We start from the raw sequence: 17,680 nt of genomic DNA on the forward strand, positions 1-17,680 counted from the left end.
ACTGAGATGGATTTTTCAATTCCCGTCCTGGCCCTGCTGTTTGCTTTGACCGCCGCGCTCTACGCCAGCGTCGGTTTTGGCGGCGGCTCCACCTATATCGCCCTGCTGGCACTGGCATCGCTCGACTATCGGGCGCTGCCGGTCATTGCGCTGCTGTGCAATATCATCGTTGTGACCGGCGGCACCATCCGCTTCCAGTCGCGCGGCCTGATCGACTGGCGCAGGATCTGGCCGATCCTGTTGCTGTCCGTGCCGGCCGCCTGGCTGGGCGGGCGCATGATTCTGGCGCAGGACAGTTTCATGTTGCTGCTCGGCCTGTCGCTGGCGGCCGCGGGCCTGTTGCTGATCATCGAACCGTTCATCAAGCGGGCAGGGGATAGCGCCCCCGCGGGACAATGGACCGGCCACCGCCTGTTCGCCCCCGCCACCGGCACCGGCATCGGCTTCCTCTCCGGCATGGTCGGCATCGGCGGCGGCATCTTCCTCGCTCCGATCCTTTTGCTCACCCGCTGGTCCGACAGCCGCCGCATCGCCGCGACCGCCAGCGTCTTCATTCTGGTCAATTCGGTTGCCGGCCTGGCCGGACAATTGGCAAATCAGGATGGAGCAGCGGCGGCGAGGCGATCCTGGCCTATTGGCCGCTGTTCCTCGGCGTGCTGCTCGGCGGGCAGGTCGGCAGCCTGTTGGCCAGCAAAGCCTTGCCCGAGATCTGGATCAGGCGGCTGACGGCGTTGTTGATCCTCTATGTGGCGGTGCGGATTTGTGGGTTTGAGGGGGTGAAACCGGGGGAGGGTGTTGCAACTGTCACCGTAATTTCAATAAACACCATTTATAATGCATTTAACTCAACGGAGATGGACTCTTAGCCGAATGTAAGGAATAACATCTGTCGGGTAAATCTACAGTGGTGTTTTAATTACAATGTCTGGAAGCGATAAAGGTCGATACTTTGCAGCTTTCCTAGTCGGGCTAATTATGACAGGTATCGCATTTGCAACTTTAGCTTATTCGTTCCAGCTTGGTAATTTATCAGGCTATAATGAGGCTCAGTCCTATGGTTATGCCGGTAAATATCCCGAAAGCACTGCCAAGAGCATAGACATTTGTTTCGACAATCCCGAACTTTCCCACCGTCAGGAATGTATAGAGCAAGCCATAGCAACCGGACGCGAAAGCCTGCGCGCCGAATATGATCTTAACGCTCAACGGGATATGGCCGAATGGGCTTTCTGGCTTTTGGTACTCACCGGGCTTGGCCTAGCCGTCACGATTGCTGGTACAATTGGCCTTTATTGGCAGATCATGCTCACTCGTGAGGCCGTTGAAGATACCGGCGAGGCTACCGACGAAATGAGGGAATCTAATAGAATTGCGCGTCACACCAGCGAAATTCAATTACGTGCCTATGTCGACATAGATTCTGTTCATTATAGTTCTTCCGACCTTATGCCTAGCGAAGGCACGAAAACTGGCACAGGTCTTACCGTAATCATCAAAAACTATGGGGTGACGCCAGCCCATGGCGCGTACATGGTGATTGATAGTCATATTGCGACCAAAGATGGTGATATGATTCTGCGAATGAAAAGGGACGAAAGTGATTTCTCCGTCGCTCCCCCAAATGATATTGCCATCAAAAATATTTTTCATCGTTTGGACAACGAAATTTGGGAAAAATAAGTAGCGGAGAATTCCAAACCTTTGTCACCATCAATGTTACTTATCGAGATGTTTTCGACAATGAACGAAGCACCGGAGGGAAGTATGTTAGCAACGGGGTGAAGGAACCGTTCAGCCTTTGCGCTGGGAGCAGACACGCAAGCTAAAAACATAACCAAGATCAGCTTACCCACGGGCCTTTCCCCGTGCTCCCGCTGACCTTCCTGTAACTCCTGCATAATGCCGCGAATTTCCTGACCGTAACGTACAAGCTTCCGCCGTTTACCGAGTGCTGCTATTGTCAAACTAAGAGCACCTGGCTCGCCTCGCCCGTTTAGTTCTATCCGATATGCCGCGCCATGTGACGGGGAACGGCAGGTTCTTGAATCGCACGAAGCTACCAACCCACCGAGGCCTTAAGACAAGGCGCAATTCCTTCGCGCCTTCGCGGCTTCGCGTGAGTCCATGGAATTTTGGTCACGACCGCTTCAGCATTTGCGCTTTTCGTCTCGCTCACAGGAGAAGCTGCATCAGTCTGTAATATGACCCAATCCGCTCTTTCCTACAGTATTGCCGATCTGATAAACCGGTGCCATGACGATGATACTGCACATTCAGCCACCCGCCCGCCGCTCTGCGTCCCGGCGGGTTGCTTTCGGCTTCGGGCACGATTTTTCCGGGCATAAAATGGCTGTCAGCTTCCTGCCCCGATAAGCCCTTTCCGCCGGCAAAGCTTTTTCCGCTTTAGGGGGTGTGACCCGTGTGACCCTGATTTTTAATTTTTGCGAATTTTCCGCTATTACAACAGATTGAAGGAGGTAATTGCAACGGACTATATGATCGTGAAAAAGCGGTCCTGACTGCTATCGTTGACGAACCAGAGGGAGGCGGCAGACAGAAATGCGGCGGTTAACAATTCGTTGGCAGATCATTGCTATGTTGAATCCGATGTCAGAGAATTCCGGCTTTCATATCCAGACCGTCCTCATATTGGCGATTTTTGCGCTGGTATTCTGGCTGATCCATTTTTCAACAAGCGCCAGCCGTTCCCGGGATGGGTGGCGGTCGCCTATTCGGCGGCTCTGGCGGCCTATATCATCGACAGCACGCGAACCCCGTCGACCAGCGTCGGCTTCATCTTCGTCTCCACCAGTATGTTCTGGATATTCAGCCTGGCGATTGCCAAGGCGGTCTATGTCCGGTGCAACGCCGCATTTCCCAATATTATCGTGGGGCTTATCCTGTCCTCGGCGATGACGGCCTTTACCGTCCTTACCTTCGTCGCCCCCGACATATCGATTCGTTCGGTTCTGGTCAGCGTGGTGGCCGCGATCCTGCTGGCGCTCGCGCTCCCGCCTCTGTGGAAGGCGGGCGAAAAGGTGATCGACGGGGTGCTGTTCGGCGTGATTGCGACCGTTGCGGCGATATTTGTGGTGCGTATCCTGATTGTCTATTCGCTGCATGGCCTGACTCTGACCGAGCAGAGCTATTCGCAATCGGAATATGCCTGGATATTCCATTTCACCAGCGGCATCTGCGCGCTGGGTCTTGCGGTGGTGCTGTTATACGCCGCCGGGCTGGACATGGTCTGGCATTTCCACGGACAGTCCAATCGCGACCCGCTGACCGGCCTGCTGAACCGGCGCGGGCTGAAAGGACTGTTCAACAGCTCCGGGGCAGACGACCGGGACAGGCAGTATATCCGGGCGGTCATCCTGTTCGATATCGACCATTTCAAGCGGGTAAACGACCAATATGGCCATGCGGCGGGCGACAAGGTTCTGCAACGGGTTGCAAAGACGGCCTCCGGCCTGTGTCAGGAACAGGGGCAGGTGGCCCGCACCGGTGGCGAGGAATTTGCGATCCTGACCGACTGGATTCCGCTCGAGACCGCGCAGCTTCTGGCGCAGCATATGTGCGATTCGCTGCGCTTCGTTGCCCATCCGGAACTGGCGCCCGATCACAAGGTCACCGCGAGCTTCGGACTGGCGGTGCTGACCGATGCCGATTCGCTGACCGATGCCATGGACCGCGCCGATCAGGCGCTATACCAGGCCAAGCGCAACGGTCGTAACCAGGTTGCGCTGGCGCAGGCGGCCTGATTCTCCGGGGCAGCCGCGGTCAGGGCCGGCTTTCCTACAGTCGGCCAGCCGTGATAGACCGCCATATCCGCTGATTCGAAAGACAGGTTCTGCCACCGCCAGACCGGGTTTTACGCCATGCACCGGCCGGAGAACGGATATTTTCTGGGAGGTGGAGGTAGGAAAATGGCTCCCCGAGTTGGATTCGAACCAACGGCCATTCGATTAACAGTCGAATGCTCTACCACTGAGCTATCGGGGAACACGCTCGATTCTGGACCGAGCCTTTCATGGTGAAGCGCGCCTATAACAATGTCATTTGCGTCCCGCAAGCCATCAAACGACAAATTGTTCCATGGCGATGCGATCATCCAGTGCATGTTCCGGATCGAACAACATGGTCAGCGACTGGCTGCGGTCAATGGCCACCTTTACGCAGCTGACATCGCGGACTTCCTGCTGGTCGCCAACTGCGCTAACCGGCCGTTTTCGGGGTTGAGGACGCGGATGGTGATCTCCATCTTGTCCGGCAATATGGCGCCTTTCCAGCGGCGTGGCCGGAAGGGGCTGATCGGGGTCAGCGCGAGAAGATTGCAGGTCAGCGGAAGAATCGGACCGTTTGCGGACAGATTATAGGCGGTCGAGCCGGCGGGCGTGGCAATGAGAACGCCATCGCAGACCAGCTCTTCCATCATGATCCGGCCGTTGATCTCGATTTCGAGCTTTGCTGTTTGCCGGGTTTCGCGCAGCAGCGACACTTCATTGATCGCGGGCAGGGTGAAGCTGGCGCCGGAAATGGTCTCGACATCCATCTTCAGGGGCTTGACCTTGAAAGCGCGGGCCTTGGCGAGGCGCTCGTTCAGATCTTCCAGATGCCAGTTGTTCATCAGAAAGCCGACCGTGCCCAGGTTCATGCCATAGACCGGCATGATCTTCCGGCGATTGAGCATCTGGTGCAAGGTCTGCAGCATGAAACCGTCGCCGCCCAGAACCACGGCCTGATCGGCTTCTTCGACCGGAACCCAGTCGAGCAGCGCTTTCAGCTTGTCGGCCGCTTCCTGCGCCGGCGCCGTAGGAGACACGATCAGTGCCCATTTCTTGTCGTTCATCCGCCTGTGACGTTCATATGACGCTCCAATATCTCTGCGGACCCATCGAGCTGCGCATTGAAATCATGGCGCTGCGGTTTGAGCTTTAGAGCCTGTTGGAGCAATTGGTCAACGGCAGCGATGCCATTCTCGCGAACCGCCGCGCGCAGATCGACATGTGCGTTGTGACCAAGGCACATGAAGATCTTGCCGTCGGTGGTCAGGCGCAAGCGGTTACAATCATCGCAGAAATTGTTGCTCAGCGGTGTGATCAGGCCGAGGCGCAGACCCAGGGGTTCGACCGAGACATAGCGCGCGGGGCCGGAGCTGCGGTGGGAAATGGGCTGGATGGAATATTGGTCCTGCAAGGGCGCCAGGAACGCATCGGCGGCAATGTGGGCCAGCTTTCGATCAGCCCCTACATCGCCCAGAGGCATGCTCTCGATAACCGTCAGATCATGTCCCCGTTCGGCGCAATATTCGGCCATCGGCAGGAGATCGGCTTCGTTGAAGTCGCGAACCGCAACCATGTTGATCTTGACCCGGATACCGGCTTCGCTGGCGGCTCTTATGCCGTCCAGCACGACGCTCACATCGGCCCCACGGGTGATCTCGGCAAAGCGGGCGGGATCGAGCGTGTCCATGCTGACATTGATCCGCCGCACGCCATGACTCGCGAGATGATCGGCATATTCGGTGAGCAAGGACCCGTTGGTGGTCAGGGTCAGTTCTTCCAGCTCGCCGGAAGCCACCTTCCTGCCCAGCCGCTGGATCACGTCTTTCATATCCCGTCTGACCAGTGGCTCGCCGCCGGTCAGCCGGATCTTCCGGATGCCGTGACCGATAAAACGTTCGGCGATGAGAGTGATCTCTTCCAGTGTCAGAAGCTCGGACTTCGGCATGAAGGTCATCTTCTCCGACATGCAATATTGGCAGCGGAAATTGCACCGGTCGGTGACCGAAATGCGAAGATAATCAATTTTGCGTCCGAAACCGTCTTGCATTGGGCGCCTCATGTCGATTCAATGCTATAGGGCTAGCGCTTTCCGGATAGGCAGGCAACGCCCTATAAAGGTTTTCCTGCTACGGAAAAGATAGTCTGCCGCCTGTAAAACGGCGTTCAGGTCACCCGGTTCAAGGAGTCTCGAAGTCAAAATATCGTCCACCCCGACTGTCCGTCCGGCCGAATTCAGAAACCTGTTTCTGCTTTCGTTCCACGAGCGCGATCCGCTGGCGGCTGAAATCGCGGCTTTGGGATGGCGGGTGCATTCGGCCCGCCGGCTGGATAATCTCAGCGCCCGGTTCTTCTCCGCCGGCGCGATGATCGCGGTGATCGATGTCCGTCAATCCGAACGGGAAGGCGCACAGGCAATCGCCGAGCTTGCGAGCACGGCAACCGAAAGCGGCATCGCGATATTGGCATTGGTCGACAGCAGCCACGATGCTGAGACTATCGCGCAATGTTTCGAGGCCGGCGCGACCCATTATCTGGATTTCGCCGATACCGGTGCAAATCTGAACCAGGCGATCAACTATGCCTATCGCTATGTCGAAAATTTCAGAGGTGGCGCCGAACGCGCGAGCCATGAACAATCGCTGCTGACACTGGGAGATCTGCAATGGTCGATGACCGGCGGCAGCCTCAGGGAATATTGGATCAGCGATAGCCTGCTGGCCGCTGCTGGCGAGATTGACTTCGGGCGTTATCCGCTGACCGGCATTTATCGCACGCTCTCGCCCGAGGAGCGGTGTCGTGTGCGAGGAGCCATGGGGCGTTTGCGGGATGGTGCCAGGCAAGCGGCGGTACCGCACCGGTTCAATGGCCGCCCGGTGATCCATCATCTGCACGAGGCCGATGGCCTCATTTCCGGCAGAATCGAATATCTCGCCAGTGGCGGGGACGCGGAGGACTGGACCGGACGGGATCTGCTTTCCGGGTTGCGCAATGCGGCATCGGCGCGGACGTGGATCAGGCGGAAACTGGATGACGGCAGCCAGCTGACCCTGATTGCGATCGGGATCAAGAATTTCCGGATGATCAACGCCGCGTTCGGACGCAATGCTGGGGACCAGTTGCTGCGGATTGTCGGGCACAGGCTGATGGACCAGGCGCATCGTCAATATGCGGGACCGCATCTCGTGGCGCGTCTTGACGGTCAGAATTTTCTGATAGCGCTTGCCGATTTCGGCAATAGCAAGGTCTCGGATTTTGCCAATGAACTGATCGGCGCCATCTTTGGCGACTTGCAGCTCGAGGGGCGGCCGATCAATCCCGTCGTACGGGCGGGCGTCGCGATCGGGACCAAGGATTCCAGCGACAAAACATTGATCAGAAAAGCGGTCCTGGCGCTCGCGGAAGCGACCGCCGCGGACGCTCTGCCGATCCATTTCAGCACCGTGTCCGAAGCCGATGTCCATCTGGAAGAGGTGCTGGAGGAGCAATTGCCCGGAGCTATGGGGCGCGGTGAAATCGTCATCGTATTCCAGCCGCAAATCAAGGTCGATAGCGGAGCATTATTTGGTGCAGAGGCTCTGGCGCGGTGGGAGCATCCCGAATATGGATTACTCGGCGCGTCCACCTTGTTCGCCGTTGCCGAGCGGGCGGGGGTGATGGATTCGCTATCGACCCAGATACACAAGCAGGCGTTGACACTAGCCGCTCGATGGCCGGCAAGTCTCGGGTCCTTGCGGCTGTCGCTGAATATCACCGCCGGCGATCTGGCGGCGAAAACATTTGTCGATGACATGCTGGGGCAAGTCGAAACCGCCGGCTTTGATCCGGCCCATCTGACGCTCGAGATCACCGAGTCAGAGCTGATCGGCAATTTGTCGGCCTCGGCGACCAAATTGCACCGGTTGCGCAAGAAAGGCATCTGCATAGCAATTGACGATTTCGGCACCGGTTACAGCAGCTTGTCCTATCTCAAGGAACTGCCGGTTGACTATCTGAAGATCGACAGCGGGTTGACCGGGGACATGAGTGGTTCGCCCAAGGACCAGGTTGTCGTGCGATCGATAATAGACATGGCACATAGTCTTGACCTGAGCGTGGTCGCCGAAGGCATCGAAACCGAATCCCAGCTTGATATTCTCGCCGATCAGGGCTGCGAGTTTTTCAGGGTTTCCTGCGTTCCGGTGCGCTGTCGCCGGACGAGTTCGAAGCCTTCGCCCTGCGCAGCAGCTAGGCAGACACGCGTTGCGCGAGTTTCGATAGGCCGGTCGTCAATTGGGTCAGGCCATGCAGGCGGGACTTGGGATCGCGCCACTTGCGTTCGATGAACAGCTTGTTATCGGGCCTGATCTTGGCGGTTCCTTTGAGACGGTCGACATAATCGAGCAAGCCTGGGACGTTGGGAAAGCTGTCGTTGTGGAACGTGACCAGAGCCCCGCGCGGCCCCATCTCGATTTTCGCAATCTTCGCTTTCACGCAATTCATCTTGATATGCATGAGCTTGAGCAGATTGTCGGTCTGGATAGGCAGGTCGCCGAACCGGTCGATCATTTCCGCGGCAAAGGATTCGATTTCCTGAAGGGTTTTAAGCCCGTTCATGCGGCGATAGAGCCCCATCCGGAGCGAAAGATCGGGAACATAGGCTTCCGGTATCAATATGGGCGCATCGACCGTGATTTGCGGAGAGAAGCTGTCGGTGGTGGCTTGCAGGCCGGAGCCTTGGCCTTCGCCTCGAGAATCGCATCCTCCAGCATTGACTGGTAAAGTTCGAAGCCGACTTCCTTGATATGACCCGATTGCTCGTCGCCCAGCAGGTTGCCTGCACCGCGGATATCCAGATCATGGCTGGCGAGCTCAAAGCCGGCACCAAGGCTGTCGAGATCGCCGAGGATCTTCAGTCGCTTCTCCGCCTTTTCGGTAATGATCCGGTCTTTTGGGGTAACCATATAAGCATAAGCGCGCGTTTTGGAGCGCCCGACACGGCCTCTCAGCTGATAGAGCTGGGCTAGGCCGAACCGGTCGGCACGGTGGATGATCAGTGTGTTCGCGCTGGGAATATCCAGACCGCTTTCGACGATAGTGGTCGAAAGCAGCACATCATAATTACGGTCGTAAAAAGCGGACATCCGCTCTTCCACCGTTGCCGGCGGCATCTGTCCATGGGCAACAACATAGGTGAGCTCGGGTGCATGTTTCTTGAAGAATCTTCGATGTCGGCAAGATCCGCGATCCGCGGCACGACCACGAAAGACTGGCCGCCGCGATAATGTTCGCGCAACAGCGCTTCGCGCAGCGGTACCGGGTCCCATGGCATGACGTAGGTGCGCACCGCCAGCCGGTCGACAGGCGGAGTCTGGATGACCGACAGTTCGCGCATGCCGGTCATCGCCATCTGCAACGTCCGAGGAATAGGCGTGGCGGTCAGGGTGAGGACGTGCACATCCGCCTTCATCGCCTTCAATCGTTCCTTATGGGTGACCCCGAAACGTTGCTCTTCATCGATAATGATCAGGCCGAGCCGCTGGAATTCTATGGATTTGGCGAGCAGGGCATGCGTGCCGATCACAATGTCGACTTCACCGCTCGCCAGGCCTTCTTTGGTCTTCTTGGCTTCCGCTGGTGGAACCAGACGGGACAGCCGACCGATCTTGACGGGAAAGGGGCGAAAACGCTCTTCGAAATTGTTGAAATGCTGGCGTGCAAGAAGCGTTGTCGGCGCTATGATCGCAACCTGCATACCGGCCATTGCGGCAGCAAAGGCAGCGCGCATCGCGACTTCAGTCTTGCCGAAACCGACATCACCACAGACCAGGCGGTCCATCGCCTTGCCGGAGGCCATATCGCCGAGAACTTCCTCGATTGCCTGCTGCTGGTCATCGGTTTCCTGATAGGGAAATCGGTCCACAAAGCCAGCCATCTCGCTGGCCTCCACGCGAGCCGGGGTGGCCGGCTGCAAGGCACGTGCAGCGGCCGTTCTCAGGAGTACGTGGGCAATCGCCCGGATGCGTTCCTTCAGCTTTGACTTGCGCCGCTGCCAGCCTTCGCCACCCAGCTTGTCCAGGACAACGCTCTCGCCGCCTTCGCCATAGCGGCTGAGAACATCGATATTCTCGACCGGGACATAAAGCTTGTCGCCGCCGGCATATTTCAGATGAACGCAATCATGCGGACTGTCGCCGACCGGAATGGAGACGATGCCTTCGTAAAGCCCGATGCCATGTTCGAGATGGACGACCAGATCGCCCAGACTCAGCGCGGACAGTTCCTCGATGAAGGCGTCGCTGCTTTTGCGCCGCTTCGACTTGCGAACCAGCCGGTCTCCGAAAATATCCTGTTCGGTGAGCAAAGACAGGTCTTCCGATCGGAATCCGGAAGACAGGGGCAAGATTGTCAGTGCTATTGCAGGCGCAGCCGAGAGGCAGGATGCCCAATCATCGCACAGCACGGCTCCCTTGACATCATGGTCCTTGAGAAGGTCGAAGATACGGGCGCGCGATCCCTTGCTATAGCTGGCGACTATGGCCGTGGTTCCGGCCTTTGTCAGGCCTTTGAGATGGCTGCCTAGTGCCTGGTAAATATTCTCGTTGCGGGCTCGTTCCGGAGAAAAGTCGCGGGGTGAAGACACCGACATCGACATGACGCTGTCCGATTCCGGTTCGTCAAATTCGCTTAGAATATGGATGGGCGCGTCATTCTCGCGGGTCCGCCATTCTTCCGGCGTCAGATAGAGCATTTCCGGGGGTAGCGGGCGGTAGCTCGACAGATTGGCCTTATCGGCTTCGACCCGGTTCTTGTGATAATCCGCAATGGCGACAAATTGCGCCTCTGCCGCTGCAGTTCCAGCCGTATCCCGCAAGATCAGACTGTCATCCCCGACATAATCGAAAATGGTTGCGAGCTGGTCTTCGAGCAGCGGCAGCCAATGTTCCATCCCTGCCAGACGGCGTCCTTCCGATATGGACTGATAGAGTGCGTCGCTTGTCGCAACCGCACCAAAGAGATCGCGATAGCGCGTGCGAAAACGCGTAATGCTCTCCGGGTCCAGCAGGAATTCCGATACCGGGAGCAGTTCCAGGCTATCAATATTGCCGACGGTTCGCTGGTCTGCGGGATCGAACTGTCGCAGCGTTTCGATTTCGTCGCCAAAAAGGTCAATCCTGATGGGCAGCTCGGCGCCCGGCGGGAAGAGATCGATCAGACCGCCACGGGCCGCAAATTCGCCGCTGTCAGCCACCGTGTCGACGCGGACAAATCCGTTGGCATAGAGAAATGAAATCAGCTTTTCCTGCTCGACGATCGTGCCGGGTGCCAAGCGGGTAACAAATTCCTTGATTCGCGATGGCGCTAGTACGCGCTGTGTTGCCGCGTTGACCGTCGTGACCAGCAACTGCGCGCCCGAGAACGGCTGAGCCAGTTTTGCCAGGCTGCGAGCCGGTCCGAAGTGGTGTGAAGAGCCGGGGAAGCACGGTCATAAGGCAGGCAGTCCCAGGCCGGAAATTCGATGATATCGAGATCGGGTGCAAAAAGCGGGCCGCTTCGACAACCGCGCTCATCGCCGCGTCATCGGTCGCGATAAACATCGTGCGCCGGCCCGATTGGGTCGCAACTTCCGACAGGAACAGCGGGCGATAGCCAGCCGGCACACCGACTATGGTCATGCCTTGTTCGGCGGATAATAATCTATCTGGATAAGACACTGGGGATCGCTTCTGGATATAGGACAGGAATATTATTTCGTTGCATCGATATAGTCGAGTTTCTGCATATCATCCATTTGCGGCCCCCTGAAAGCCGAAGGAACGGGCAGCGTGCCAATTGCCCAGGCCATGACATCCACGTCGTCTTCAACGAGCAGCTTTTCGAACCAGTCGATATCCTCTTCGGACCAGTTAGGACTATAGCGATCAAAAAACCGCCAATGAGAAAATCCGCCTCGCGGGTCCCGCGATGCCAGGCGCGAAATTGCAGCCGTTTCAGCTTGGTTTCGCGATCCATAATTACTGCTCCAACTTGGCTGGCATAATGGGCCAGCGGGGGTATAAAGGCGGATAGACATGCGGCCCGAGATACTCAATCCATTATTTGGCGAAACCCAGTCGCTCAAAGGCGTCGGCAAGGTGCTGGCCAAGCCGCTTGAAAAGCTGCGGCTGACTCGGGTCAAAGATCTGCTCTACCATCAACCAAGCTACTGGATGCATCGCAAACGCGTTGAGGAACTCGATGAAGTCGATGTCGGCGAGACGATCATCGTTGAGGTGACACCTGTTGATTATCGTACCGGCGGGCCACGCAGTCCCTTGCGGGTCCACGCTACGGACAAGTTGGGCAACTATATCAGTCTAACCTTTTTTGGACGGAATCCGGGCTGGCCCAAGAAACTGCTGCCGCTGGGTGAGTCCAAGGTCATTTCCGGAAAGCTCGAACGCTATGGCGACGAACTGCAAATGGTCCATCCGGATCAGGTTCTCGAACCCGGGCAGGGCGACAGCATCGCGCTTCTGGAGCCGATCTATCCGTTAGCAGAAGGGTTGGGCAATGGGCGAATGAAGCAGCTGGTTGGGCAGGCCTTGGCGCTAGCTCCGACGTTACCGGAATGGATCGAACCGAGCCAGCTTGCTGCGAAAGACTGGAAGAGTTGGAAGGACAGTATCGTTGCGCTTCATCGCGTCGAAAGCGAAGATAGCAGTGACAGGCTCGCCTATGATGAGGTATTTGCCAACCAACTCGCCTTCATGCTGGTGCGCGCCAGCAACCGGAGCAAGAAAGGCATCCCTATTCAAGGCGATTGCAGGTTACGCGACAGGTTGAAGCTGCCGTTTGAGCTGACCGATGCCCAGAAACGTTGCATTGTCGAAATTGAAGGCGATCTCGCGCAAAACGCTCCGATGTTACGTCTGCTTCAAGGTGATGTCGGCTCGGGAAAGACTCTGGTGGCGCTGATGGCGCTGCTGTCTGCGGTAGAAGCGGGCTATCAGGGTGCTTTTCTGGCACCGACGGAAATTTTGGCACGGCAGCATTACGAAGGACTCCAGAAATTGCTGACGGGCCTTCCGATCAACATCGCCATATTGACCGGACGCGACAAGGGGAAGGTTCGCGAGGCGACACTGATGGGAGTGATGGATGGTTCGATCAATATCCTGATCGGAACGCACGCGATATTTCAGGACCATGTGAAATATAGGAATCTCGCCGTCGCGGTCATCGATGAGCAGCATAAATTCGGCGTGTCTCAGCGCCTTATGCTGACGCAAAAGGCCGAGCGTACGCCGCATTTGCTGGCGATGACCGCAACCCCGATCCCGCGGACGCTTACTTTGAGTCAATATGGCGAAATGGATGTGTCCCGCATCGACGAACTGCCACCCGGGCGGCAGACGATAGACACCAGCGTGATCTCCGACGCACGAATGGCGGACGTGGTTGAGGGGCTGGCCCGCCATATCGCTTCCGGCGGTCAGGCCTACTGGGTCTGTCCCCTGATTGACGAGAGCGAGAAGAGCGATCTCGCGGCGGCTGAGGACCGCGCCGCTGCATTGTCTGCACGCTTCGGTGATCAGGTCGGCCTGGTGCACGGCCGGATGAAGGGGCCGGAAAAAGATCTGGTAATGACCCGCTTCCAGCGCGACGAGATTAAGGTGCTGGTGGCCACCACGGTGATCGAGGTCGGGGTCGATGTGCCCAATGCCAGCCTGATGATTATCGAAGCTGCCGACCGTTTTGGTCTCGCCCAGTTGCACCAGCTCCGCGGACGGGTGGGCCGGGGGAGCGTCAAGTCCAACTGCCTGCTGATTCGAGGCGAAACGCTGAGCGAAACGGCGCGCGCCGCCTCACGCTGATGCGCGAGACCAACGACGGCTTTCGTATCGCCGAGGAAGACTTGCGGTTGCGCGGGGCGGGGGAACTGCTCGGTACCCGACAATCGGGTGATGCCGGCTTTCGTATTGCGACGCCCGCACAGGTGAATGAATTTATCGGAGCGGCGACCGATGATGCGAGGCTTTTGCTCGAACGGGATGGTGGCCTGGACAGCGAAAGAGGGCAGGCAGCGCGTGTTGCCCTTTATCTTTTTGAGAGGGACTGGGGCGTCAGTCTGTTGCGCAGTGGATAGCGCCTAGTTGCCGTTTATTTTTCCAGCATGGCGTAGAAATCCGGTTCCCGGATAACCCGCTCAAACTTGAAACCGTGGCGCCCTTGATGGGACCAGACCAGATAGGCTTCGATACGTCCCGCAACCGGTAGGCGAACGGTCACCCGGTCCCCCTTTTCCATGTCGATGGGATCGGCGAGCATCATGCCGTTTGCGGAAATATTGGCGATTCGCACCCGGATTTCCTGATTGGGATGAAATTCGCATATGGTCTCAAAATCGACCGAAAAACGCGTGGCACGACGCATATCTGAGGCTGTTTGAGGTGGTAGACCGGTCATTCGCAGCGAGCTCCGTATATGGTTCATAGCGACCATAACGGTTGATCAAGAATAAATGGTAAATGAGCGTGAGAGGGGCCGCTCATGGGCGCGCATGATCAGGCTCGGCGAAGCAACCCGTGCTTTTTCTTGCCGGCAGAAATTTTCCTGTCTTCACCTGTCACAGCAACCATCGATCCCGCATCCCGAACCGGCTCGTCGTCGATCCGGGCGCCACCGCCGGCAACCAGTCGCTTGGCTTCGCCCTTCGAAGCGCAAAAGCCGATACCGACAAGAGCGTCGAGAATTGAAATCTCGCCGCCCGTCACTTCGAAAACAGGCAAATCGTCGCCCGCAGTGCCTTGTTCGAAGGTCTGCTGCGCGGTCTTGGCGGCATCCGCTGCGGCGCTGTCCCCGTGTGCCATCGCGGTGGCGGCATCGGCCAGTATTTTCTTGGCTTCGTTGATTTCCGACCCTTGAAGCGTTTCCAGTCTCGCAATTTCTTCCAGATCGATGTCGGTGAACAATCGCATGAACTTGCCGACATCGCGATCGTCGGTGTTGCGCCAGAATTGCCAGTAATCGTAAGGCGACAGCCGCTCTGCATTCAGCCAGATCGCGCCGTCGACGGATTTACCCATCTTGGACCCGTCTGCCTTGGTGATCAGAGGGTGGTGACTCCGAACAGTTCGGCTCCGTCTACCCGCCGGCCAAGCTCGATTCCGTTGACGATATTGCCCCATTGGTCAGACCCGCCAAGCTGCAATTGGCAACCATGCTGCCGCGACAATTCAAGAAAGTCGTAAGCCTGCAGGATCATATAGTTGAATTCGAGAAAGGTCAGCGGCTGCTCCCGCTCCAGCCGCAGTTTGACGGAATCAAAGGTCAGCATCCGGTTGATCGTGAAGTGCCGGCCGATATCGCGCAGGAACGGAATATATTCCAGCTCGCCCAGCCAGTCATTATTGTTGACCATCACGGCATCAGTAGGACCGTCACCAAATGTCAAAAATTCTCGAAACTGGTCCGGATTTTGGCAAAATTTGACGCAATCCCGTCATCATCCAGCAATTTTCGCATCTCGTCCTTGCCGGAAGGATCGCCCACCTTGGTGGTGCCGCCGCCCATCAGGACGATCGGTTTGTGGCCTGCCTGCTGCAGCCGGCGGAGAAGCATGATTTGCACCAGATTGCCGACGTGCAGCGAATCCGCGGTAACATCAAATCCGATATAGCCGGGAATCACGCTCTTGCTGGCAAGTGAATCCAATGCCTCGGCATCGGTTAACTGGTGGATATAGCCGCGATCATTCAGTAGACGCAGCAGATCGGATTGATAATGGGTCATGGATTGGTGCGTTACATGGGGACAACGAAAGTCGCAATATGCGTTTGAACTTGCAAAGCCATCCGGAGACGCCGGTGTCTGCGATCGACAATATTACCGTAGAATGGTCAATGTCGGAGACCGGCACGATCTGGCTGCGATATCACGCAGAGGGAAATGTCGAGGAAGTCAGCCTGCCAGCCGATCTGGGCCAGTCGAGCCGGACGGATGATCTGTGGCAACATAGCTGTTTCGAACTTTTCCTCGGCGAGCCGGGAGCCGAACAATATTGCGAGTTCAACTTTTCGCCTTCGGGCAATTGGGCGGCCTATGGTTTCGATCGCTATCGTGAGGGGATGAGACCGCTTCCGATGTCTGAAGCACCTGAGATATACATGGATTTCAGCGATACCCATGTGGCTCTCGAGGCCATGTTGGGATTGCCCGATCTCTGGGTGGCGAAAGAACTTGATGCCGGCCTGGCGGCGGTTATCGAGATGCAGGATGGAGCGAAATCACTCTGGGCTTTGGCGCATCCCGCCGCTAGGCCGGATTTCCATCACCGGGATGGATTTACGCTCAAAATGGAGGCGGCGGCGCTTTGATGAAATTCGGAATAGACAGGCTGATCGAGGACGCGGACCTGCGCCGGCCTCTGGCAGGGAAAAGGGTCGCCTTGCTGGCGCATCCCGCTTCGGTAACAGGCGATCTGGTGCACAGTCTGGATGCGCTGTCGGCGCTGGAGGATATCAACCTGACGGCTGCTTTCGGCCCGCAACATGGCCTGCGCGGTGACAAGCAGGACAATATGATCGAGTCGCCCGATTTCAACGACCCGGTCCACGATATCCCGGTGTTCAGCCTTTATGGCGAAGTGCGACGGCCGACTGCGCAATCAATGGCGACGTTCGACGCAATATTGATCGACCTTCAGGATCTTGGCTGCCGGATCTACACGTTTATCACCACCTTGCGCTATATGCTGGAAGCCGCTGCCGAGCATGGCAAGACGGTCTGGGTGCTGGACCGGCCCAATCCCGCCGGCAGGCCCGTCGAGGGCACGTTGCTGGAAGACGGATGGGAGAGTTTCGTCGGCGCAGGGCCCATGCCGATGCGGCACGGACTGACCATGGGCGAAATGGGCCGCTGGATGATCACCCATTTTGACCTTGATGTCGATTATCGGGTCATTGAAATGCAGGGCTGGCAACCCGAAGGCCCCGGCTATGGCTGGCCCGAGGACCGTATCTGGATCAATCCGAGCCCCAATGCGCCCAATGTCAATATGGCCCGCGCCTATGCGGGCACCGTCATGCTGGAAGGGACGATGTTGTCCGAAGGGCGGGGGACGACCAGGCCGCTGGAGCTTTTCGGCGCGCCGGATATCCAAGCGCGGCCGGTGATTGCGGAAATGCAGCGAATCGCACCGCAATGGCTCGAAGACTGCCTTTTGCGGGAAATCTGGTTCGAACCGACCTTCCACAAACATCAGGGCCAGCTGTGCAACGGCGTGCAGATCCATGCCGAGGGGCCAGGCTATGATCACGCCGCCTTCCGGCCTTGGCGATTGCAGGCTGTAGCGCTGAAGGCGATTTCGAATCTCCACGACGGATATGAATTGTGGCGCGATTTCCCCTACGAATATGAAAATGACAAGCTGGCGTTCGATGTGATCAACGGCGGGCCATCGTTGCGGGAGTGGATCGAGAATTCGTCTTCGACGGCAGATGATCTGGACGCGATAGCGGTTCCGGATGAAAATTCCTGGGCCGCGACGTCGAGGGAATTTTGGCTCTACTGACTATGCTGCACTGCAACATATTTATTGCATTTGGTCCGTGATCTGGTAATCAGCCGCCATGTTACCGAGTAAAGAGTTTTTCGAAGGCGTCGCGCTCAAAAAATGCGTGGCCGCCACTTACAACAATACGGCCTTCAAGCTGGCGCCGCATATTCTCTATACGCGCCATGACGAAATGTATGTCGACGCCGTTCCGCTGGAAAAAGACGGGCAACCGCCGCGGGAGGTAAAGCTTGGAACCTTCAAGCTTTCCGGCCTGAAAGATGTGCGCGTGGAAGACCTGCATTTCGAAAAGTCGGACGTCTTTGAACCGGCCGCCGAAAAATATGACGGAACGACCCTGCTCGCAATCGAGGGCTGAGCC

At 57.3% G+C, this 17,680-nt stretch carries 9 protein-coding genes, 1 tRNA gene and 5 pseudogenes; 8 read left to right on the forward strand and 7 right to left on the reverse strand.

Annotation, left to right across the window (positions count from 1 at the left end):
• Window positions 1-6: 6 nt before the first annotated feature.
• From C8024_RS15745 to C8024_RS23670, 3 genes are all read left to right on the forward strand, one after another.
• A complete protein-coding gene (locus C8024_RS15745) occupies window positions 7-726 on the forward strand; it encodes a sulfite exporter TauE/SafE family protein (protein ID WP_254306000.1) in 720 nt (239 codons plus the stop codon).
• Between the two features lie 249 nt (window positions 727-975).
• Entirely contained in the window at window positions 976-1,680 is a 705-nt protein-coding gene (locus tag C8024_RS15750) for a hypothetical protein (protein WP_173206851.1), read from the forward strand.
• Window positions 1,681-2,717: 1,037 nt separating this feature from the next.
• Window positions 2,718-3,761: a GGDEF domain-containing protein gene (locus C8024_RS23670; protein WP_173206854.1), complete on the forward strand. Its 1,044-nt coding sequence runs from the start codon at window positions 2,718-2,720 to the stop codon at window positions 3,759-3,761.
• A gap of 166 nt (window positions 3,762-3,927) precedes the next feature.
• On the opposite strand, the gene C8024_RS15760 is transcribed toward C8024_RS23670, so the two are convergent.
• The 3 genes and pseudogenes from C8024_RS15760 to moaA all read right to left on the reverse strand — a co-directional run bounded on the left by C8024_RS15760 (window position 3,928) and on the right by moaA (window position 5,832).
• Window positions 3,928-4,002, reverse strand: a tRNA-Asn gene (locus tag C8024_RS15760).
• A 74-nt stretch (window positions 4,003-4,076) separates the two neighbouring features.
• A pseudogene (locus C8024_RS15765) lies at window positions 4,077-4,849 on the reverse strand (NAD kinase).
• On the reverse strand, window positions 4,846-5,832 hold the full coding sequence (gene moaA / locus C8024_RS15770; RefSeq protein WP_254306001.1) for a GTP 3',8-cyclase MoaA: 987 nt from the start codon (window positions 5,830-5,832) through the stop codon (window positions 4,846-4,848). The pseudogene C8024_RS15765 and the gene moaA overlap by 4 nt, the downstream one beginning before the upstream one ends.
• A gap of 259 nt (window positions 5,833-6,091) precedes the next feature.
• On the opposite strand from moaA, the gene C8024_RS15775 reads away from it, so the two are divergent.
• Window positions 6,092-8,107, forward strand: coding sequence for a GGDEF domain-containing phosphodiesterase (locus C8024_RS15775; protein ID WP_173206860.1), 2,016 nt, complete (start codon window positions 6,092-6,094; stop codon window positions 8,105-8,107).
• Here the strand turns inward: C8024_RS15775 and mfd are convergent.
• Window positions 8,010-11,476 (reverse strand): annotated as a pseudogene (mfd, locus tag C8024_RS15780) (transcription-repair coupling factor). The gene C8024_RS15775 and the pseudogene mfd overlap by 98 nt on opposite strands.
• A 32-nt stretch (window positions 11,477-11,508) precedes the next feature.
• Window positions 11,509-11,774 (reverse strand): annotated as a pseudogene (locus tag C8024_RS15785) (succinate dehydrogenase assembly factor 2).
• A gap of 59 nt (window positions 11,775-11,833) precedes the next feature.
• Between C8024_RS15785 and recG the strand changes: the two are divergent.
• Window positions 11,834-13,890, forward strand: a pseudogene (gene recG, locus C8024_RS15790) (ATP-dependent DNA helicase RecG).
• 14 nt (window positions 13,891-13,904) lie between these two features.
• Here recG and C8024_RS15795 read toward each other — a convergent pair.
• Both C8024_RS15795 and tyrS read right to left on the reverse strand, forming a co-directional pair.
• On the reverse strand, window positions 13,905-14,177 hold the full coding sequence (locus C8024_RS15795; protein WP_173206863.1) for a PilZ domain-containing protein: 273 nt from the start codon (window positions 14,175-14,177) through the stop codon (window positions 13,905-13,907).
• Between the two features lie 131 nt (window positions 14,178-14,308).
• A pseudogene (gene tyrS / locus C8024_RS15800) lies at window positions 14,309-15,536 on the reverse strand (tyrosine--tRNA ligase).
• A 38-nt stretch (window positions 15,537-15,574) separates the two neighbouring features.
• Here tyrS and C8024_RS15805 point away from each other — a divergent pair.
• From C8024_RS15805 to C8024_RS15815, 3 genes are read left to right on the forward strand one after another with little or no spacing between them, the layout of a single operon-like run.
• Entirely contained in the window at window positions 15,575-16,120 is a 546-nt protein-coding gene (locus C8024_RS15805) for a DOMON-like domain-containing protein (protein WP_173206866.1), read from the forward strand.
• Window positions 16,120-17,316, forward strand: a complete 1,197-nt coding sequence (locus C8024_RS15810; protein ID WP_173206869.1) for an exo-beta-N-acetylmuramidase NamZ domain-containing protein — start codon at window positions 16,120-16,122, stop codon at window positions 17,314-17,316. Before C8024_RS15805 ends, C8024_RS15810 begins: the two co-directional genes overlap by 1 nt.
• A gap of 58 nt (window positions 17,317-17,374) precedes the next feature.
• Window positions 17,375-17,677: a hypothetical protein gene (locus tag C8024_RS15815; RefSeq protein WP_100094996.1), complete on the forward strand. Its 303-nt coding sequence runs from the start codon at window positions 17,375-17,377 to the stop codon at window positions 17,675-17,677.
• Window positions 17,678-17,680 lie beyond the last annotated feature (3 nt).

Source organism: Sphingopyxis sp. BSNA05 (genome assembly GCF_013265645.1).
Classification (GTDB): domain Bacteria; phylum Pseudomonadota; class Alphaproteobacteria; order Sphingomonadales; family Sphingomonadaceae; genus Parasphingorhabdus.